Origin of the sequence: Pseudomonas sp. S30_BP2TU TE3576 (genome assembly GCF_050436025.1) — a bacterium.
GTDB lineage: Bacteria > Pseudomonadota > Gammaproteobacteria > Pseudomonadales > Pseudomonadaceae > Aquipseudomonas.
The window spans coordinates 5642697-5660775 of the sequence record NZ_JBNDLK010000001.1 but is presented as its reverse complement, the minus strand read 5'-3'; the positions used below and the strand labels follow the sequence as shown (position 1 = coordinate 5660775).

20 protein-coding genes and 1 pseudogene are annotated in these 18079 nt (G+C 60.7%); 11 read left to right on the top strand and 10 right to left on the bottom strand.

Annotated features, from left to right (window positions below; all coding sequences use genetic code 11):
- Positions 1-74 precede the first annotated feature (74 nt).
- Positions 75-650, top strand: coding sequence for a hypothetical protein (locus ABIA48_RS25925; protein ID WP_429492329.1), 576 nt, complete (start codon positions 75-77; stop codon positions 648-650).
- 134 nt (positions 651-784) lie between these two features.
- On the opposite strand, the gene ABIA48_RS25920 is transcribed toward ABIA48_RS25925, so the two are convergent.
- Entirely contained in the window at positions 785-1351 is a 567-nt protein-coding gene (locus ABIA48_RS25920) for a TetR/AcrR family transcriptional regulator (protein WP_007995252.1), read from the bottom strand.
- 113 nt (positions 1352-1464) lie between these two features.
- Between ABIA48_RS25920 and ABIA48_RS25915 the strand changes: the two genes are divergently transcribed.
- A complete protein-coding gene (locus tag ABIA48_RS25915; RefSeq protein WP_429492326.1) occupies positions 1465-2112 on the top strand; it encodes a glutathione S-transferase family protein in 648 nt (215 codons plus the stop codon).
- A gap of 362 nt (positions 2113-2474) precedes the next feature.
- Positions 2475-3689, top strand: a complete 1215-nt coding sequence (locus tag ABIA48_RS25910) for an aldose 1-epimerase family protein (RefSeq protein WP_429492325.1) — start codon at positions 2475-2477, stop codon at positions 3687-3689.
- A gap of 6 nt (positions 3690-3695) precedes the next feature.
- Here ABIA48_RS25910 and ABIA48_RS25905 read toward each other — a convergent pair.
- Positions 3696-3833, bottom strand: a pseudogene (locus ABIA48_RS25905) (hypothetical protein); the annotation flags it as partial.
- A gap of 98 nt (positions 3834-3931) precedes the next feature.
- Positions 3932-4501, bottom strand: coding sequence for an aldehyde dehydrogenase family protein (locus tag ABIA48_RS25900; protein ID WP_429492323.1), 570 nt, complete (start codon positions 4499-4501; stop codon positions 3932-3934).
- On the opposite strand from ABIA48_RS25900, the gene ABIA48_RS25895 reads away from it, so the two are divergent.
- A complete protein-coding gene (locus tag ABIA48_RS25895; RefSeq protein WP_429492321.1) occupies positions 4487-4837 on the top strand; it encodes a hypothetical protein in 351 nt (116 codons plus the stop codon). The two genes, ABIA48_RS25900 and ABIA48_RS25895, sit on opposite strands and share 15 nt — an antisense overlap.
- A 13-nt stretch (positions 4838-4850) precedes the next feature.
- Positions 4851-5210, top strand: coding sequence for a cupin domain-containing protein (locus ABIA48_RS25890; RefSeq protein ID WP_204930681.1), 360 nt, complete (start codon positions 4851-4853; stop codon positions 5208-5210).
- Positions 5211-5234: 24 nt separating this feature from the next.
- Here ABIA48_RS25890 and ABIA48_RS25885 read toward each other — a convergent pair whose 3' ends face one another.
- From ABIA48_RS25885 to ABIA48_RS25855, 7 genes are all read right to left on the bottom strand, one after another.
- On the bottom strand, positions 5235-6275 hold the full coding sequence (locus ABIA48_RS25885; RefSeq protein WP_429492319.1) for a GGDEF domain-containing protein: 1041 nt from the start codon (positions 6273-6275) through the stop codon (positions 5235-5237).
- Positions 6276-6459: 184 nt separating this feature from the next.
- Positions 6460-6606: a hypothetical protein gene (locus ABIA48_RS25880; protein WP_429492987.1), complete on the bottom strand. Its 147-nt coding sequence runs from the start codon at positions 6604-6606 to the stop codon at positions 6460-6462.
- Between the two features lie 297 nt (positions 6607-6903).
- Positions 6904-7944: an ABC transporter substrate-binding protein gene (locus tag ABIA48_RS25875; protein WP_007987073.1), complete on the bottom strand. Its 1041-nt coding sequence runs from the start codon at positions 7942-7944 to the stop codon at positions 6904-6906.
- Positions 7945-7979: 35 nt separating this feature from the next.
- The gene (argE, locus tag ABIA48_RS25870) at positions 7980-9149 is read right to left on the bottom strand and encodes an acetylornithine deacetylase (RefSeq protein WP_429492317.1); all 1170 of its coding nucleotides are present in this window, start codon (positions 9147-9149) and stop codon (positions 7980-7982) included.
- Positions 9142-9816, bottom strand: a complete 675-nt coding sequence (locus ABIA48_RS25865; protein WP_429492315.1) for a DUF1028 domain-containing protein — start codon at positions 9814-9816, stop codon at positions 9142-9144. Before ABIA48_RS25865 ends, argE begins: the two co-directional genes overlap by 8 nt.
- A 10-nt stretch (positions 9817-9826) precedes the next feature.
- Entirely contained in the window at positions 9827-10237 is a 411-nt protein-coding gene (locus ABIA48_RS25860; RefSeq protein ID WP_003201555.1) for a RidA family protein, read from the bottom strand.
- Complete coding sequence (locus ABIA48_RS25855) at positions 10237-11598, bottom strand: flavin-containing monooxygenase (protein ID WP_429492313.1); 1362 nt, start codon at positions 11596-11598, stop codon at positions 10237-10239. The genes ABIA48_RS25860 and ABIA48_RS25855 overlap by 1 nt, the downstream gene beginning before the upstream one ends.
- A gap of 277 nt (positions 11599-11875) precedes the next feature.
- On the opposite strand from ABIA48_RS25855, the gene ABIA48_RS25850 reads away from it, so the two are divergent.
- From ABIA48_RS25850 to phnE, 6 genes are all read left to right on the top strand, one after another.
- Complete coding sequence (locus tag ABIA48_RS25850) at positions 11876-13252, top strand: pyridoxal-phosphate dependent enzyme (RefSeq protein WP_429492311.1); 1377 nt, start codon at positions 11876-11878, stop codon at positions 13250-13252.
- Positions 13249-14427, top strand: a complete 1179-nt coding sequence (locus tag ABIA48_RS25845) for a trans-sulfuration enzyme family protein (protein ID WP_429492309.1) — start codon at positions 13249-13251, stop codon at positions 14425-14427. The genes ABIA48_RS25850 and ABIA48_RS25845 overlap by 4 nt, the downstream gene beginning before the upstream one ends.
- Before the next feature lie 264 nt (positions 14428-14691).
- Complete coding sequence (locus tag ABIA48_RS25840; RefSeq protein ID WP_429492307.1) at positions 14692-15543, top strand: putative selenate ABC transporter substrate-binding protein; 852 nt, start codon at positions 14692-14694, stop codon at positions 15541-15543.
- On the top strand, positions 15540-16337 hold the full coding sequence (locus ABIA48_RS25835; RefSeq protein WP_429492305.1) for a phosphonate ABC transporter ATP-binding protein: 798 nt from the start codon (positions 15540-15542) through the stop codon (positions 16335-16337). The genes ABIA48_RS25840 and ABIA48_RS25835 overlap by 4 nt, the downstream gene beginning before the upstream one ends.
- Positions 16331-17158 carry a PhnE/PtxC family ABC transporter permease gene (locus ABIA48_RS25830; RefSeq protein WP_429492303.1) on the top strand — a complete coding sequence of 276 codons (828 nt, stop codon included), beginning with the start codon at positions 16331-16333 and terminating at the stop codon, positions 17156-17158. Before ABIA48_RS25835 ends, ABIA48_RS25830 begins: the two co-directional genes overlap by 7 nt.
- Positions 17155-17922, top strand: a complete 768-nt coding sequence (phnE, locus tag ABIA48_RS25825) for a phosphonate ABC transporter, permease protein PhnE (protein WP_429492301.1) — start codon at positions 17155-17157, stop codon at positions 17920-17922. Before ABIA48_RS25830 ends, phnE begins: the two co-directional genes overlap by 4 nt.
- The last annotated feature ends 157 nt before the right edge of the window (positions 17923-18079 follow it).

Sequence of the window (18079 nt, the reverse complement as noted above, 5' to 3'; positions counted from 1 at the left end):
AATTTTCTTGTCTACGCTCGCATTAGCACCTGATATCTCGATCACATTACACAGGTATCAACTGAGGTTAGGTTATGTCTGACGACAGTGGCGGACACGGTAGAGTAAGTATTTTTTTTCCTGTTTTCAGTATAAGGCAGGCAAAACTGATTGTTGTATTGCTTATCCTTTTACTGGTTACGGTCGGTGCCGTTGTGCCAGATACGGCTAAGGATGGATGGTGGTTGCTCGTCCAGCAGATGATATTGGTTGGATACAAGGATATTGGGGGTTTTAGTGAAGGATCAAGTTATAGATTGGTAGTAATGGTTGGTTTTTCTATGGCGATTATTCTGTCTTGGGTTGCTGCCATTGTGATGTCGTTGACTCGTCTTCATACGCATGCTTTTCAGGCTGTTGAGAGAAAAAGCTATTTATCAAGAATTTTGACTGTTGGGGTCATACTAGTATTCTTGTTACTGCCTATTTTTCAAGCGTTGCCAAATAGTGAGTTGCACTTCTCATATCATGTGTTTAGGGCGATGTGGGAAAGTAGATTGTTGATAATCGGGGCGAGCGTTGCGTACTTTGTGCTCTCTTTGTCGATGTGGGTGCTGGTTTTATTTGAGGTTTCTAACGTTCTGGGTCGGAGGTCGTCAACACGTAGCTGAACTCTGCCATGGCCAAGCAGCGAGTTGCTGACCGTTTGCAGTCGGTCGCAACTGGCTGCTTCTGGCCGATTTCTGCCTCTGACGTGGGGCAGCGTGCGACCCAACACGGTCGTTTCGTTGCTTGCTAAGTCATGTCATAGCTCAACGAGCTGCAAACATCCCTGTTGACAGGCTGTGAGAATCTCTTGCGCCAACTGGTCATCGGCCACAGCTCGAGCTAGTGCCAAGCCACCAATCATCCCTACGGCAATTTGCACAGCATGCTGGCGTGTATCCGTCTCTGTTGTCGATTTCAGTCCGGATTCCAAGCGTGTAATGAAAGCTGCGAGCACTTGGGTGTAGCTCTCCTGGATGGCTCCGTCCTGCTGAGCAGCATCATTGACCATGAAAGCTAACGGACAGTGCATACGGCTTGCATCCCGATGGTCCATGCGCAGATAGTCTTTCACTACCTGTTGTAAACCGTCTTTACCAGCCTCTTCCAGTATCGCGCCCCCCGCGTTCGCGGCATTTCTAATAGCTTCAGTGTAAAGCTCCGTTTTGGATGCGAAGTGACTATAGAAGGCCCCCCGGGTCAATCCGGCACTCTCCATAATTGAGTCGATACTGACTTTTTCGAAACCTTCCAGTGCGAAGAGTCGCGCTGCGCTATCCAGAATCATCTGTCGAGTGGTTGCGCGCTGTGTAGCAGGCCAGGGCATACATCTTCTCCTCAGTAAAGCGTGAGATGGAGTATGACAAAACGGGACTTTATGTTCTTGAACATAAAGTCATACCGACCAGAATTGCCGACTCTTCCCTCAAGGAGCTACTCATGAGATTGCACATACTGGGACCTGGATTTAGCACCTTCGTACGTAGTGTCAGACTTTACTGCGAAGAGAAAGCGCTGGATTACACACACGGGATGCACGTGGATGGTAAAACGATCACGCTCCACAGCCCTGAACACAAAGCACTGCATCCTTTTGGCAAGGTCCCGGTATTGCTGCATGGAGAGCGGAACGTAATCGAAACAACCACTATTTGCCGCTACCTGGATGAAGCCTTTGCGCATACTTCTCTAAGACCCGCAGACTTGGCCCAGAAGGTAAAAGTCGATCAGTGGTCCGCTGCCCTGGCGATGTATGCCGATGATCGACTGATACGTCGTTATCTTTTATTGCTGGTTTCACCTGCGCAGCCGTCACGCCCTATCGATAGAGAAACTGTGGCTACCGCCGAGCCAATGGCGATCCAGACACTTGGGCTGCTGGCGAAGCATTTAGACGGGCAGCCATTTTTCTGCGGGGCGGACTACAGCATGGCGGACGCCATCCTGACGCCTATGCTCGATTATTTGGAACGCGTGCCCGAAAGTGCGCAGTGGCTGAAAAAAACATCAAATCTTCGTGATTATCTTTTTCGCATGCGATTGCGCCAGTCAGGGCGCAATGTGTTGACCGAACCGAACTTTAGTTAATGCAGAAAATGATGGACTTATCGTTCGCCCAAGGGCCGCTTCTGGCCGATTACTGCCTGTCACGAAGGGCAGAAATCGGCTATCAGCGGCAGTACCGTGTTTGCCCTGCGCTCGCTGGACGCTCCGCGAAGAGCATCTGACGAGCGAGGCGCGGTTACTGGCCGATCAACTGAGCACTTTTCACGGCACGTTGCGTGAAAGTACCCAGCGCCTTAGCAGCCTGCTCGCGATGGCGTCGACTCAATTTTCCGATCTGTCCCAAATCTTTCTTGGCATTTTCCGGCGCTGTGTCGCTTTTTAAGCTTGCTGAAACGTTTCATCAAGTTTATAAAAATGGCACAAATCCAAGAAAGGCTGCTGCCATGACCCCGCTCAAACTCTTTGTTGCCCTCAGCGCACTGTCCGCTGCCTCCCACGCCATGGCCTGGGATTACGTTCTGCTCGACACCGACAAAGCCGCCCAGAACTGGCAGACCACCAGCCAGCAACTCGGCATAAAAACCGACAAACCCTTCAGCGTTACCCTGCGCACCTTGCACGGTGGTCGGCAGGAGGGCGTCAGCATCGTCGACATCGATAACGGCACGATGAAACTCTCGGTAGTGCCGACTCGCGGAATGAACGTCTTGCAGGCCTCGGTCGGTAATGTGCGCATGGGCTGGGATTCGCCGGTCAAGGAAGTGGTCAATCCGTCCTTCATCGAACTCAATGGCCGCGGTGGTCTGGGCTGGCTGGAAGGTTTCAACGAGCTGGTCACCCGCTGCGGATACGAATGGGTTGGCCACCCCGGCGTCGACAATGGCGAACTGCTGACCCTGCACGGTCGGGCCGCCAACATTCCTGCGAACAAAGTCACCCTGCACATCGATGAAAAACCACCGTACGCCATCACCCTGCGCGGCGAACTGAAAGAGCAGGCGTTCAAGAAGGTCGACTTCTCCGTCGCGACCGAACTGGTCACCGAACCCGGCAGCGTCGTGTTCGCCCTCAACGACACCCTGACCAACAACGGCGACTATCCGAAGGAATACCAGGCGCTGTATCACAGTAACTTCAGCACCCCGTTCCTGGAGCAGGGCGCTCGTTTCGCCGCGCCGGTGAAACAGGTGTCGCCGTTCAACGACAAGGCCAAGGGCGATCTGCCCGACTGGCAAACCTACCGCGCACCGACCAAGGACTACGACGAAACGGTTTACAACGTGGTGCCGTATGCCGATGCCAAGGGCGATACGTTGACCGTGTTGCATAACAAGGCCGGCAGCCTGGGCGTTTCGGTCGGCTTCAACACTCAGACACTGCCGGTGTTTTCCCTGTGGAAAAACACCGATACTCAAGGCCAGGGCTATGTCACGGGGCTGGAGCCGGGGACAAGTTTTTCCTACAACCGCCGTTATCAGCGGCCACTGAATCTGGTACCGACAATTGGGCCGAAGGAACACAAGCAGTTCAGCATCAGCTACAGCTTGTTGGCGGATAAGGCGGCTGTGGACAAGGCCTTGAAGCAGGTGAGCGAGATTCAGGGTGGGCGCGAGACTGAGGTGCGGCAGACGCCGTTGGTTGATCTGACCAAGGGGTGACACCGGCTAGAGCATTGTCGACCGATATTGCAGCGCCTCGGCCAAATGTTCGCGTCTGGTCCCGTCGGCTTGTTCAAGGTCCGCCAGCGTGCGCGCGACCTTGAGCAGTCGATGGGCTGCTCGCAACGACAGAGTTAAACGCTCGTAGACGGGTGGTCAACTCGATGCAATGACACACATAGGCACACAGATCGGGAAAAATGGCCTGCCCCTGTTCTGCGGCAGGCCGGTTTGCGTTCAATTCACTTCAGATACCACCCCCAGGGTTCGCCGTTGTAGCGGGTGATCTGCTTGGTTTCCAGGTAGTTGTTGTAGCCCCACTCGCCCAATTCGCGACCAATGCCGCTCTGCTTGTAACCGCCCCAGGGTGCCTCGACGAAAGTGGGTTGCGAGCAGTTGACCCACACGATGCCGGCGCGAAAACCGCGAGCGACCCGTTCGCAGCGCGGGATGTCCCGGGACATGACCGCTGCCGCCAGGCCGAACGGCGAGTCATTGGCCAAACGGATCGCTTCGGCTTCCGTGTCGAATGCGCGCAAGCACACCACCGGGCCGAAAATTTCCTCACGCCATACCGAACTGTCTTCAGGAACATCGGCGAAAATCGCTGGCGTCAGGTAATAACCCTTTTCCGGATAATCCGGTCGCACACCGCCCGAAACCAGCCGCGCCCCCTCTTGCTGACCGGCTGTAATCGCCGCCAGCACCTTGTCCAGTTGCCCCTGACTGACCAGCGTCCGCAAAGCTTTCAACGCCTGGCCGAGCAGTTCCACCAGACTTTCCCGGCCCTGGGCAGTGTGCGTTTCAGTCACGCCTGGGGCGGCATCATCGACACCTCCGCACGCACCACGATGTTCACCGGTTGCGAACATCAGGGCCGCGTTGCCTATGCCTTGGGTTTCACCGGGCAAGGTGTATCGGCCAGCCGCTTCGCCGCGCTGAACATGCTCGACCTGTTGGCCGGCGAGCGCACCGAACGTACCGAGTTGCTGATGACTTCCAAGGCACCGTTTCGTTTTCCGCCCGAACCGTTGCGTTATGTCGGCGTGAAACTGGCCCAGCGCTCACTGGCACGCGAGGACCGCGACGGGCACCGCGACCTGCTGCTCAAGACATTCGATGCCTTTGGCATCGGTTTCGATTCCTGACCCGGAGACCACCATGCCCACAGCCCTGCCCCGGCACGTCATCGACTTCGCCCGCGACCTTGCACCCCGTGAAACTGAAATCAACGACCCGGCCGTGGTCGATGCGCCTTATCGCAGCAAGAGTTGGCGGCACTTTGTGGCACCGGAGAAAAACGCCGTGGCCGGCATCTGGGAGGCTGGCCCGCACCGGGAACGTTGCCAGTGCGATTACGATGAGCTTTGCCACATTCTGGAAGGCACAGTGCGACTGACCGATGCCGAAGGCACCAGCCGAACGTTCGGGCCGGGAGACTCTTTCGTCGTAGCCAGTGGATTCAACGGCACGTGGGAAAACCTCACGCCAGTGCGCAAGGTGTACTTCATTCTCGGATAACCCGGTAGTGACGGGTACGTCAGTCTATTGATGTACTTGATTGCGCCCGTTGCGCTTGGCCTGGTACAGCGCGTCGTCGGCGCGGGTCAGCAGGCTTTCCGGTGTGTCGCCGGGTTGGGCGTGCGCCACGCCGAACGAGGCGGTGATGGTGTCCAGCACGGTGTCGGTGCCCCGGGCCTTGACCCGCAGCGACTGGATTTTCAGACGCAGCCGTTCGGCAAAAGCACCGGCAGTGGCGAGATCCGGGCAATCCTTGAGCACGACACAGAACTCCTCACCACCGTAACGCGCCGCAAAGGCTACGGCGGGCAGCGAGTCACGCAACACCTGGGCGACGTGTTGAAGCACGCGGTCGCCCAACGGATGGCCGTACTGGTCGTTGAATTGCTTGAAGTGGTCGATATCCAGCATCACCAGCGCCACGCCGGTCGCCGCGTTATTCATCGCCTGTTCAAGCTGGCGGTTGAAGGTGGTGCGGTTGAGCAATTCGGTCAGGCCATCGAGGGTCGCGGCCAGTTGGGCGCGCTCCAGCTTGTCGCGCAGGCTTTTGATTTCATGCTGCGCCGACTGCAACTGGGCGAGGAAGTGTTCCTGCTGCCCCTGCATCAACTGGGTGCTCTGTTGCAGCTGGATCAGAATGCTCGGCAAGCGCTCGCTGGCCGGGTCTTCGAGCATCTGCAGGTATTGGCCGAGGCTGGCCTGGAAGTTCTGGTTACCTTTCACGCTGCGCGAAACATCGCGCTCCATGTCGTCGACCAGGTTGATCGCTTCCTGCTGCCCGGAGCGGGCGTCCGCCAATTCATCGCGGATGATGTACTCGCGAAACAGTTTGGTCGCCGACTCCGGCGGGAAACAGTCGAAGTCGTTGACCACCCGGTCCAGGTGCCGGTTGAGTTCCGGTTCCTGGCCCTTGCTGTAGGTGTACCAGAGCGCGTAGTGCACCGGGTTGGGCGGAATGTTGTGACGAACCATCAGCGGCACTGCCTGCTTGAGCAACGCCGCCGCCTCGCGGGAGTCTTCTGGATACAGCGCTAGAACAGTCGCACGCGTGTCGGATTGGCTCATGGTTTCACTGTGGTTGTTAATCATTGACGATTGGCAAACTCGCTGAGCATAACCATACGCCCGACAAACGACCATCCCTGACGCTCACAACCGTTCAACCCGATACGCCGGATACCCGATCAACCGTTGGTTGGCAGCAACCCGGCCATGTTCTGCCGCCGACGCGGAAGATCGAGGCGATGTCCTAGTCGCCCTTGTGGATCGCGTAGAAGTCGATGAGGTTGATCGCGGTCCACGGCACCAGCACCACCAGCAAGGCCAGCACCAAGTCGACGAAATGCCCGATGAAATCCCTGTGGGAGCGGGCTTGCTCGCGAAGACGGCGGCACATCCAGCATCGATGTGATTGACATACCGCTTTCGCGAGCAAGCCCGCTCCCACAGGGGCCTGTGTGCACCGTACTTTTGTGGAAGTGAGCCTGCTCGCGATTGCGGTGGATCAGTCAACAAAGGTGTTGGTTCTGATGGCCTCATCGCGAACAGGCTCGTTTCCACAGGGGCCTGCGTGCGCCGCACTTTTGTGGGAGCGGGCTTGCTCGCGAAGACGGCGGCACATCCAGCATCGATGTGACTGACATACCGCTTTCGCGAGCAAGCCCGCTCCCACAGGGGTACTGCGGTGCCTGAATTACCGGGCAGCCCAGGCATTGAAGCGCTGTTCAAGCTCTTCGCCGTGGTCGACCCAGAATTCCGCATCCACCGCCCGGGCACCGGCCAGATTGGCTTCGGCGGTCGGCAGTTGTTCCTGCACGTCCTTGGGCAGCAGCGGCAAGGTCTGGCGATGCACCGGGCCGTAAGGGATGTTTTCCGAAAACACCTTTTGCGTCTGTGGCTGGCTGGCAAACGCGATGAAGTTTTCTGCCAACGCCTTGTTCGGCGTGCCTTTGACCACCGCCCAGTATTCCGGGTCGTACAGGCTCTGCGGCCAGACGATGCTCAGCTTCATGCCTTCCTTTTGCGCCGAGGCGATCCGGCCGTTGTAGGCCGCGCTCATCACCACGTCCCCGGCCACCAGCCACTGCGCCGGTTGCGCGCCTGCCTCCCACCACTGGATGTTCGGCTTGATCTGGTCGAGTTTGGCAAAGGCCCGCGTCACGCCTTGGGGCGTGTTCAAGACCTTGTACACGTCGTCCGCCTTGACGCCGTCGGCCAGCAACGCGATTTCCAGGGTGTACTTGGCGCTCTTGCGCAGGCCGCGCTTGCCCGGGAAGTCGGCCACGTTCCAGAAGTCCGCCCAGGATTGCGGGGCCTTGGCCTGCTTGCTCTGGTCGTAGGCCATGACCATCGACCAGACGTAAGTGGCCACCCCGCACTCGGTCAGCGCACCCGGGACAAAGTTCGCCGAATCACCGAAGCGTCCCGCATCGAGCTTCTCGAACAGGCCTTCTTCGCAGCCGCGCAACAGCTCGGGGCTTTCGACTTCCACCACGTCCCAGCTGGTGTGACCGGCGGAGACCATAGCCTTGATCTTCGACAGCTCGCCGTTGTACTCACCGGCGATGATGTTGCCCGCGCCACTGGCGTTGAAGGGCTGGAAATAGGCTTTATCCTGGGCCTGTTTGGTAGCACCACCGAAGGAAATCACGGTGAGGTCCTGGGGGGCCGCCCACACACTGGCACTCAACAACGCCAGGGCAAACGGAACACTGCAACGCAAGGATCTGGACATGGATCGCTTCCTCGGGGCTGGTCGGCCCGCTGTTGTTATGGGTGTTCGGATTCACTCAAGTAAGCCGCCAGGCGATCCATCAAGCGGTCACAGGCCGCCATCTGATCAACGCTGACGAATTCATCGGGCTTGTGCCCCTGATCCATGCTGCCGGGACCGCAGACCACTGACGCAATGCCGGCTTGATCGAACAGCCCGCCTTCAGTGCCAAAGGCCACGGTGCTGAAATCGTCGCTGCCGCACAGCTGGGCAATCAGCCGGGCTGCGGCGCTGTCGGCGGGTGTCGCCAGGCCCGGATAGGCCGAGATTTTTTCAAAACGAATGGACGTGTCGGCTTTCACCGCCTGCATCGCCGGGAGCAAGGTTTGCTCGGCGTAGTTTTGCAGCTCATTGGCGACCGCTTCCGGAGCAAAGTCCGGCAAGGCGCGCACTTCGAAATCGAAACGGCAATTCTCCGGCACGATGTTCAACGCCGTCCCACCGGAAATCACACCCACCTGCACCGTCGAATACGCCGGATCGAAGCGTTCGTCGTGATGCTGCGGTTCGGCCAGGCGCGTACCGATTTCACCCAGCCGACCGATCAGCCGTGCCGCCTGCTCGATGGCGTTCACCCCGTAAGGCGCGTAGGCGGAATGGCACGGTGCACCGTGTACGTGGCAACGCATCGCCAGTTTGCCCTTGTGGCCGAGCACCGGCTTGAGTTCGGTCGGCTCACCGATCAAACACAACGCCGGTGCCGGGATGCGTTGCGGCAGCACTTCCAGCAAACCGCGCACGCCGAGGCACCCGACCTCCTCGTCATAGGAAAACGCCAGATGCACCGGGCGGCGTAACGGGCTGGCCAGAAACATCGGCACAGCGGCCAGCACCGACGCCAGATAGCCTTTCATGTCCGCCGTGCCGCGACCGTAAAGCTTGCCGCCCGCCTCGCTCAGGCAAAACGGCTCGACCGTCCACGCCTGACCGTCCACCGGCACCACGTCGGTGTGCCCGGACAGCACGATGCCGCCGGCCACACGCGGGCCGACCGTAGCCAACAAATTGGCCTTGGTGCGCCCGGCGTTGTAGATCAGTTCGCAATCCACGCCCAGTTCGTGCAGGTAGTCACGCACGAACTCGATCAGCTCCAGGTTCGAATCGCGGCTGACCGTGGCGAACCCGATCAACCGCGCGAGCATGGCGCGGCTGCGCAACTCACTCATCGCCGGGCACTCCATACGCGGGAGCCAGGGTCGGATTGAGGGCGCGGGTCAGGTAGTCCTGCAATTGCGGCTCGTAGGCTTTCCACAGTTTGTCCAGTTCACCGATAGGGTTTTCATCGGCCCAATCCACCCTCAGGTCGACAATCGGCCAGGTCAGGTCACCGACCACCGACAGCGCCGCCGAATGCACCGCGCCGGCTTCGCCGCCAGCATCCTGCCCGGCCTGCAAGGCGTTCATAAGCCGGGTCGCGAGGCAGCCTTCGCTGGTTTCGAACGCCGCGACCATGGCTTCGATCACCCGACTGTTGGCCAGCAGATTGCCGGCCGCCACACATTGCTCACCGGCCAAGGCGTTGTTGATGCCCAACGCATGGTTGCCGCTGAACACCGCCGTACGGCCCTGGGCATCGACCACTGCCACTTGCCGATATTGGCTGTAGCCATTGCGGGTCAATGAATGGTCCAGCGCCTGGGGCGGCGCCGAGCCGTTGGCCAGTTCATCGAGGATCTGCGGGCCGAGGGCCGGCAGCGTGATGTTCTGGCTCGACACCGCGCCGACCCCGGCACGCAGCCACGGGCAACGCGCGCCGACGGCAATGCTCGAAGAACTGATGGCAATGCCCAACTGGCCGGTCTCGGCGCAGCGGCCAACAATGGAAAAGGTCATGGCGAATTCCTTATTCAGGGATGACAGCAATCACATCAATTTCCATCAGCCACTGCGGCTGGCCGAGGGCACTGACCACAAGGCCAGTGGAAATCGGAAACACACCCTTGAGCCACTTGCCGACTTCCTGATACACCGGCTCGCGGTAGCGCGGGTCGATCAGGTAAGTGGTGGTCTTGACGATGTGGCTCAGGTCGCTCCCCGCCTCTTCAAGCAATTGCTTGACGTTGCGCATGGCCTGCTCGGCCTGGGCGCGCGGATCGCCGAGCCCCACCAGTTGGCCGTTGAAATCGGTGCCGACCTGACCACGCACATACACCGTGTTGCCGGCACGGACGGCCTGGCACAGGTCGTTGTCGAGCGTCTGGTTCGGGTAGGTGTCTTTGGTGTTGAACATGCGGATGCGGGTATGAGTAGGCATTAACGAACTCCCATGAGGCTGGCTTTCTGAATAGGTGCACGGGCGGCGTCGGCTTGCCGCTGGATCGCATCCCGATAGTTGAAATAGGTGTGCTGTTTAACGATGTGATCGGCGATGTGCTTGGCGTCGTGCCAAACGCCCCAGATGAACGCGGAGCCTCGGCGGGACTGCCACGGCAAACCGACGAAATACACGCCGGGCTCGGCCGACACGCCGCGCTGGTGCTGCGGCTTGCCGTTTTCCTTGAAGGCATCGACCTTCAGCCAGCTGTAATCGGTGGAGTAACCGGTGGCCCAGATGATCGTGGTCACGCCGGCCTTGACCAGGTCCAGTTCAAGGATTGGATGGGTCACACATTCCGGGTCCGTCAGCATGACGCGGGCTTCCGGTTCCAGCGGCAGGTCCAGGCCATTGCGTTCGATATAGGCGTCGGCCTTGTCGAGCAGCGCGAGGTAATTTTCATCGCCGCGGCGGATGTTGTCGGCGAGGTTGTCTTCGAAACTCACCACCGCGCCGTTGAACGATTGGGTCAGGCCAACCAGTGTCATGCCTTGATGGGCCAACCGGCGGAAGTCCACGGTGTGGCCACCACGGGCACCGCTCACGGCGATGGTCACGTGCTCCTTGCCCGGCTGCATAGCCTCGGCATCCCACTCACCGAGCACCCCGAGCCACCAGCAGAAATCGCGATTGCGATAGGCCCGCGGCGGACGGTCGTGGGCACCCACCGACAGGTAGACCTGTTTGCCGGAACGTTGCAGTTCATCGGCGATCTGCACGCCCGACGAACCGGCGCCCACTACCAGCACCGCGCCTTCGGCGAGTTGCTGCGGGTTGTAATATTGGGCGGAGTGAATCTGGGTGATGCCGGCGATTTCGGGAGCAATGGGCGGAATGGCCGGACGCTGGAACGGACCGGTGGCGACCACTACATGCCGGGCCTCGATCACACCGTCAGAGGTTTCGACAGTGAAACCTGGACGATCAGCATTACGCTGCACTTTCCTGACTTCAACGCCAGTGCGGATCGGCGCGTTGAACTTGCGGGCGTAGGCTTCGAAGTACTCAGCCACTTGTTCTTTCCCGGCGAAGGCATCCGGGTCCAGACCGTCGAACTCCAGGCCCGGGAAGCGGTCGTGCCAGGCCGGGCCGTTGGCCACCAGCGAATCCCAGCGGCCGGTGCGCCAGGCTTCGGCGATACGATTGCGCTCCAGCACGAGGTGGGGCACGCCGAGCTTGCTCAGGTGTTCACTCATGGCCACGCCGGCCTGGCCGGCGCCAACAACAAGCGTATCAATTTCGGTTTTATCAACTGTCATGGCTGTGCACTTCTGAAAGGTGGTTTGATTCAGGTCGGTCATGGCTGCCGCCTCGATTCTGATCACTGTTGTTCTTCTGCTGCGGCTATCGGTGTCAGGGTGTTGGCCGCATTCTGTTCGGAGCCGGGAAATAGCGAAATTATGTTTTTTGTGGTCGCTGGCGAGGAAAAAGCGACGAGGCAACCGGCTGGCCGCATGAGGTTGCGGCGGACCCGATCCCGGCCTATGGTCCTAGCGATGCAATGCCTGCGATTGACGCCTGATGGCACACCGCAGACCGTTGTCCACCCAGTGCGTATTTGTGCAAGGAAGTGACGACATGCCTGACAACTCCCGCCCCGCCGTGCTCGAACTGATCGGCAACACGCCATTGGTGCGCGTCAGCCGGTTCGATACCGGTCCGTGCACGCTGTTTCTCAAACTCGAATCGCAGAACCCCGGTGGATCGATCAAGGACCGTATCGGTCTGGCAATGATCGATGCCGCCGAACGCGATGGCCGCCTGCGTCCCGGTGGCACCATCGTTGAAGCCACTGCCGGCAATACCGGCCTCGGTCTGGCACTGGTTGGCCGGGCCAAGGGCTACCGGGTGGTGCTGGTGGTACCGGACAAGATGTCCACCGAGAAGGTCTTGCACCTCAAGGCCATGGGCGCCGAGGTGCACATCACCCGCTCCGATGTCGGCAAGGGCCATCCCGAGTACTACCAGGATGTCGCCGCGCGGCTGGCGGCGGACATTCCCGATGCGTTCTTCGCCGACCAGTTCAACAACCCCGCCAACCCGCTGGCCCACGAATACAGCACCGCGCCGGAAATCTGGGCGCAGACCCAGCATGATCTCGATGCCATCGTCGTCGGCGTCGGTTCGGCCGGTACGCTGACCGGGCTGACCCGCTTCTTCAAACGCGTGCAACCGGAGCTGGAAATGGTCCTGGCCGACCCGGTCGGTTCGGTGATGGCCGAATACAGTCGCAGCGGCACCCTCCCCACCCCCGGTTCGTGGGCGGTGGAAGGCATCGGCGAAGACTTCATTCCGTCGATTGCCGACCTGTCCAGCGTGCGCCACGCCTATTCGATCAGCGACGAAGAAAGCTTCGACCATGCCCGCCAATTACTGCGCGCCGAAGGCATTCTCGGCGGCTCCTCGACCGGCACTCTGCTGGCCGCCGCGCTGCGTTACTGCCGCGAACAAACCGAACCGAAACGAGTGGTGAGCTTTGTCTGCGACACCGGCACGCGTTACCTGTCGAAGATCTACAACGACCAGTGGATGAACGATCAGGGCTTGCTGCAACGCAAGCACTACGGCGATCTGCGCGACCTGATTGCGCGGCGTTTCGAGGATGGCCGGGTGATCAGCGTTGGCCCCGATGACACCCTGCTCACCGCGTTCCAGCGCATGCGCCTGGCAGATGTATCGCAGCTGCCGGTGCTGGTGAACGGCAAACAACTGGTCGGTGTGATCGACGAGTCCGACATCCTGCTGGGCGTGCACGAGGACGCCGCGCACTTTCGCAAACCCGTGGCCAGTGCCATGACCGACAAACTGCAAACCCTGCCACCCGCGGCCACGCTGGCTGAGCTGGAGGCAGAACTGGGCCGTGGACTGGTGGCGATCATTCAGGATGCCTCGGGTTTCCACGGCCTGATTACCCGAACCGACATGCTCAATCACCTGCGGAGATCCCTGTCATGAGTCAGCACGATGAAAACGCCCCGCCACGGGGCTTCGCCACCCGCGTGATCCATGCCGGGCAAACGCCGGACCCTTCGACCGGGGCGCTGATGCCGCCGATCTACGCCAACTCCACTTACCTGCAACAGAGCCCGGGCGTACACAAAGGCCTGGATTACGGGCGCTCGCACAACCCGACGCGCTGGGCGCTGGAGCGCTGCGTGGCCGACCTCGAAGGCGGCACCCGGGCGTTTGCGTTCGCCTCGGGTCTGGCGACCATTTCCACGGTGCTGGAACTGCTCGACGCCGGCTCGCACATCGTCTCGGGCAATGACTTGTACGGCGGCACCTTCCGCCTGTTCGACAAAGTGCGCCAGCGCAGCGCCGGGCACCGTTTCAGCTACGTCGACCTGACGGACCTGGCGGCGTTCGAGGCGTCCCTGCAAGACGACACTCGGATGGTCATGGTCGAGACACCGAGCAATCCCCTGCTGAACCTCGCTGACCTTGCCGCCATCGCCCGCACCTGCCGCGCACGCGGCATCATCTGCGTGGCCGACAACACCTTCGCCAGCCCGTGGATCCAGCGCCCTCTGGAACTGGGTTTCGACATCGTGCTGCACTCGACCACCAAATACCTCAACGGGCACTCCGACGTGATTGGCGGCATCGCCGTGGTCGGGCAGAACACCGAACTGGCCGAGCGCTTGGGTTTCCTGCAAAACGCCGTGGGTGCCATCGCCGGCCCGTTCGATGCTTTCCTCACCCTGCGCGGGGTGAAGACCCTGGCGCTGCGCATGGAGCGACATTGCAGCAACGCGCTGGAGCTGGCGCAGTGGCTGGAGCGTCAGCCGCAAGTCTCACGGGTCTACTACCCCGGCCTGCCATCGCACCCGCAACACGAACTGGCCCAACGGCAAATGCGTGGTTTCGGCGGGATGATTTCCGTCGACCTCAACAGCGACCTGGCTGGCGCCAAACGCTTCCTTGAGAACGTGCAGATCTTCGCCCTGGCCGAGAGCCTGGGCGGCGTGGAAAGCCTGATCGAACACCCGGCGATCATGACCCACGCCACCATTCCAGCCGCCACCCGCGCACAATTGGGCATCGGTGACGGGCTGGTGCGATTGTCGGTTGGCGTCGAGGACGTAGAAGACTTGCGTGCTGATCTGGCGCAGGCGTTGGCGCGGATGTAAGTCACCTGAATTGCGGGACACCGCAAAACCTGTGGGAGCGGGCTTGCTCGCGAAAGCGGTGGATCAGTCGGCAATGACGTTGACTGGCACACTGCCTTCGCGAGCAAGCCCGCTCCCACAGGTCTTTTCCTGTTGCAATGCTGGTCAAGCACGCAAGAGTCCCTATAATCGCGGCGTTTTCGTCTACCCTCACGAAGCGTCGTGCAGCAAACAGCTTGTGCGAGGCGCATCGACATTTTTCCGCTATTGAACCGGAGAACTTCCATGCTCAACCGTACCCTGGCCTTGGCCGTTGGCCTGACCCTGTCCTTTTCCGCTCTGCTGACACAGGCTGCCGACACATTGAAAGTCAGCGCCATTCCTGACGAAGCCCCCACCGAACTTATGCGCAAGTTCAAGCCTCTAGGTGCCTATCTGGAGCAACAACTGGGGATGAAAGTCGAGTTCGTACCGGTTTCCGACTACCCGGCCGTGGTCGAGGCCCTGGCCACAGACCGCATCGACATGGCCTGGCTGGGCGGCTTCACGTTCGTGCAGGCGCGTCTGAAAACCGGCAACGCCATTCCATTGGTACAGCGCGAACAGGATGCCCGGTTCACCAGCAAATTCATCACCGCCGACCCGGCCGTCAAGTCGCTGGCCGACCTCAAGGGCAAGTCCTTTGCCTTCGGTTCGGTTTCTTCCACGTCCGGCAGTTTGATGCCGCGTTATTTCATGCTCAAGGACGGTATCAAACCGGAAAGCTATTTCAGCCGCGTCGGTTACTCGGGCGCCCACGACGCCACAGTTGCCTGGGTCCAGGCCGGCAAAGTAGACGCCGGCGTACTCAATGCCAGCGTCTGGGAAAAACTGGTCGCGGCCGGCAAGGTCGATACCGACAAGGTCAAGGTCTTTGCCACCACGCCGGCCTACTTCGATTACAACTGGACCGTGCGCGGCACCCTCGATCCGGCCCTGGCTGGCAAAATCAAGACGGCCTTCCTCGCGCTCGACCCAGCCAACCCGGAGCAAAAAGCGATTCTGGATCTGCAAGCCGCCAGCCGCTTCATCGAGACCAAGCCTGAGAACTACACGGGCATCGAGGAAGCCGCACGCGCTGCCGACCTGCTGAAATGACACTGCATCTGAACCGGGTCAGCCTCACCCACGGCAATGACGTGCGTGCGCTGCATGAGATCGACCTGCACATCGGCGCCGGCGAGCAGGTCGCCATTATCGGTCCGTCCGGCGCCGGCAAGTCGAGCCTGCTCAACGTGCTGGCCACCGCGCTGCGCCCTGACAACGGCGCGGTCGAGGTACTCGGCGAGCACGCCTGGCAGCTGGGTGCGCATCGGCGTCAGCAACTGCGGGCACGCATCGGCCTGGTGCATCAGGCGCCACCGCTGCCACCGCGCCAGCGAGTGGTCACGGCGGTGCTGGCCGGAAAGCTTGGGCAGTGGGGTTTTGCCAAAAGCCTGCTAAGCCTGCTGCATCCGGTGGATGTGCCTGGCGCCCGCGCGGCCCTGCTTAAACTCGACCTGGGCGACAAACTGTTCGCCCAGTGCCAACAGTTGTCCGGCGGCCAACTGCAGCGCGTGGGCATTGCCCGCGCGCTGTACCAGGCGCCGGAAGTGCTGCTGGCCGATGAGCCGGTGTCGGCGATGGACCCTGTGCTGGCCGGCCACACCCTGTCAGTCCTCTGCCGCCACGCCCGGGAACACAACGTGACACTGGTCGCCAGCCTGCATGCGGTGGAACTGGCCTTGGCGCACTTTTCACGCATCATCGGTTTGCGTGACGGTCAGATCCTGTTCGATCTTCCCGCCAGCGACGTCGACCACGAATTGCTCGACAAGCTCTACGCCAACGAGCAACTGCTATCGCCGCCCGTTCCGGTGGTGCCCTTGATCCTGCAGATTCCCCGATGCTGAAGCGCGATACACGAGATCCGGCCACGCGCCTGCGCCTGCTGCTGACCCTGCTGGCCATTGCCCTGCTGTGGCCGGGTATCCGCTACAGCGAACTGGACCTCGGTGTGCTGTTCAAGGCCGATAGCCAGAGTGAGATGGGCCGTTTTGTTTCGGCCTTCTGGCCACCCGCCCATGGCGAAGAGTTCTTGCAATTGCTGTGGCAAGCCACGTTGCAGACACTGGCCATCGCCACCGCCGGCATGGCCCTGGCCCTGCTGTTGGCCATCCCCGCCAGTCTGCTGGCCAGCCGGGCGCTGTCGCTGTCGGCGGCCTCGCGCGGTGGTCGCCCGAGCGCCCTGGGTCGGCTGTTGCGCTGGCCGGTGCGCGGGTTGCTGATCTTCCTGCGTAGCGTGCCGGAAATCGTCTGGGCCTTGCTGTTCGTGCGCGCCGTCGGCCTCGGCCCGACGGCCGGGGTGCTGGCCATTGCCATCACCTACAGCGGCATGCTGGGCAAGGTCTATGCGGAAATCTTCGAGTCGGTCGACCAGCGCCCCGCCCATGCGCTGCTGCAAGCCGGCAGTGGCCGGTTGGCGGCCTTCTGCTACGGCATTCTGCCCAATGTCGCGGCGGAGCTGCTGTCGTACACGGTGTATCGCTGGGAATGCGCGATCCGCGCTTCCGTGGTGATGGGCTTCGTCGGCGCCGGCGGCCTGGGCCAGCAGATCGATCTGTCGCTGCGCATGTTCGCCGGCGGCGAAGTAGCGAGCATGTTGCTGACCTTTTTCGTATTGGTGCTGTTCGCCGATCAGATCAGCCGCCTGCTGCGCTGGAGGTTCGCATGAATCGCCTGATCAACCTGCTGCTGATCCTCTGTATTGGTGCAGCGGTCGTCGCCTCGTTCAGCTATCTGGGTATCGATCTCGGTGAACTGGGTGGCAGCAGCAACCTGAAACAGATGGGCGCTTACGTGCTGCGCTTTCTCAGCCCGGACCTGAGCGCCGGCCACCTGCAAGCCATCGGCCGTGGCGCCGTGGAAACCCTGGCGATGTCGGGCTTGGGCACCCTGCTCGCGGCGGTGTTTGGCCTGCTGTTGGCGCTGCCGGCGGCCGGGCGTTTCGGCTGGCTGTTGCAGAGCGCGTCGCGTCTTGTGCTCAATGGCCTGCGCGCCATTCCCGAACTGGTGTGGGCCGCATTGATGGTGCTGGCCGCCGGTCTCGGCCCGAACGCCGGTACCCTGGCATTGGCCATGCACACCACCGGCGTGCTCGGTCGACTCTTCGCCGAAGCGTTGGAAAACACCCCGCCGGGACCGGCCAACGCGCTGCGCCTTCAGGGCGCCAATGTGGTCTGGGCCTTCTGTTACGGCACCCTGCCCAACCTGTTTCCGCAGCTGCTGGCGTACATCCTGTACCGCTGGGAAAACAACATCCGCATGGCCAGCGTGCTCGGCTTTGTCGGTGCCGGTGGTTTGGGGCAGATGCTTTATGTCAGCCTCAGCCTGTTTCAGGAGGCTCAGGCGAGCACGGTGATTCTGGCGATGTTGCTGTTGGTGTTTGCCGTTGATGGGTTGAGCAGTTGGAGTCGCCAGCGTTGGGTTAAGGCTTGATAGGGGATTGGATGGATTTGCTCATCCGATTACATTCGAGCGGGCAGCCATTTGTATGGAGTTGACCACCACGCTTCATGGGCATGACTGAGAGAAAACGACCCGTTGCAGACATTTACAGGCACAACAATCAGCTGAATGTCGATCACTGTCACTA

Bases quoted from the DNA above. Each gene is read 5' to 3' on its own strand.
- ABIA48_RS25925 (WP_429492329.1), top strand. From the start codon at position 75: ATGTCTGACGACAGTGGCGGACACGGTAGAGTAAGTATTTTTTTTCCT.
- ABIA48_RS25920 (WP_007995252.1), bottom strand. From the start codon at position 1,351: ATGCCCTGGCCTGCTACACAGCGCGCAACCACTCGACAGATGATTCTG.
- ABIA48_RS25915 (WP_429492326.1), top strand. From the start codon at position 1,465: ATGAGATTGCACATACTGGGACCTGGATTTAGCACCTTCGTACGTAGT.
- ABIA48_RS25910 (WP_429492325.1), top strand. From the start codon at position 2,475: ATGACCCCGCTCAAACTCTTTGTTGCCCTCAGCGCACTGTCCGCTGCC.
- ABIA48_RS25890 (WP_204930681.1), top strand. From the start codon at position 4,851: ATGCCCACAGCCCTGCCCCGGCACGTCATCGACTTCGCCCGCGACCTT.
- ABIA48_RS25885 (WP_429492319.1), bottom strand. From the start codon at position 6,275: ATGAGCCAATCCGACACGCGTGCGACTGTTCTAGCGCTGTATCCAGAA.
- ABIA48_RS25880 (WP_429492987.1), bottom strand. From the start codon at position 6,606: ATGTGCCGCCGTCTTCGCGAGCAAGCCCGCTCCCACAGGGATTTCATC.
- ABIA48_RS25875 (WP_007987073.1), bottom strand. From the start codon at position 7,944: ATGTCCAGATCCTTGCGTTGCAGTGTTCCGTTTGCCCTGGCGTTGTTG.
- argE (WP_429492317.1), bottom strand. From the start codon at position 9,149: ATGAGTGAGTTGCGCAGCCGCGCCATGCTCGCGCGGTTGATCGGGTTC.
- ABIA48_RS25865 (WP_429492315.1), bottom strand. From the start codon at position 9,816: ATGACCTTTTCCATTGTTGGCCGCTGCGCCGAGACCGGCCAGTTGGGC.
- ABIA48_RS25860 (WP_003201555.1), bottom strand. From the start codon at position 10,237: ATGCCTACTCATACCCGCATCCGCATGTTCAACACCAAAGACACCTAC.
- ABIA48_RS25855 (WP_429492313.1), bottom strand. From the start codon at position 11,598: ATGACCGACCTGAATCAAACCACCTTTCAGAAGTGCACAGCCATGACA.
- ABIA48_RS25850 (WP_429492311.1), top strand. From the start codon at position 11,876: ATGCCTGACAACTCCCGCCCCGCCGTGCTCGAACTGATCGGCAACACG.
- ABIA48_RS25845 (WP_429492309.1), top strand. From the start codon at position 13,249: ATGAGTCAGCACGATGAAAACGCCCCGCCACGGGGCTTCGCCACCCGC.
- ABIA48_RS25840 (WP_429492307.1), top strand. From the start codon at position 14,692: ATGCTCAACCGTACCCTGGCCTTGGCCGTTGGCCTGACCCTGTCCTTT.
- ABIA48_RS25835 (WP_429492305.1), top strand. From the start codon at position 15,540: ATGACACTGCATCTGAACCGGGTCAGCCTCACCCACGGCAATGACGTG.
- ABIA48_RS25830 (WP_429492303.1), top strand. From the start codon at position 16,331: ATGCTGAAGCGCGATACACGAGATCCGGCCACGCGCCTGCGCCTGCTG.
- phnE (WP_429492301.1), top strand. From the start codon at position 17,155: ATGAATCGCCTGATCAACCTGCTGCTGATCCTCTGTATTGGTGCAGCG.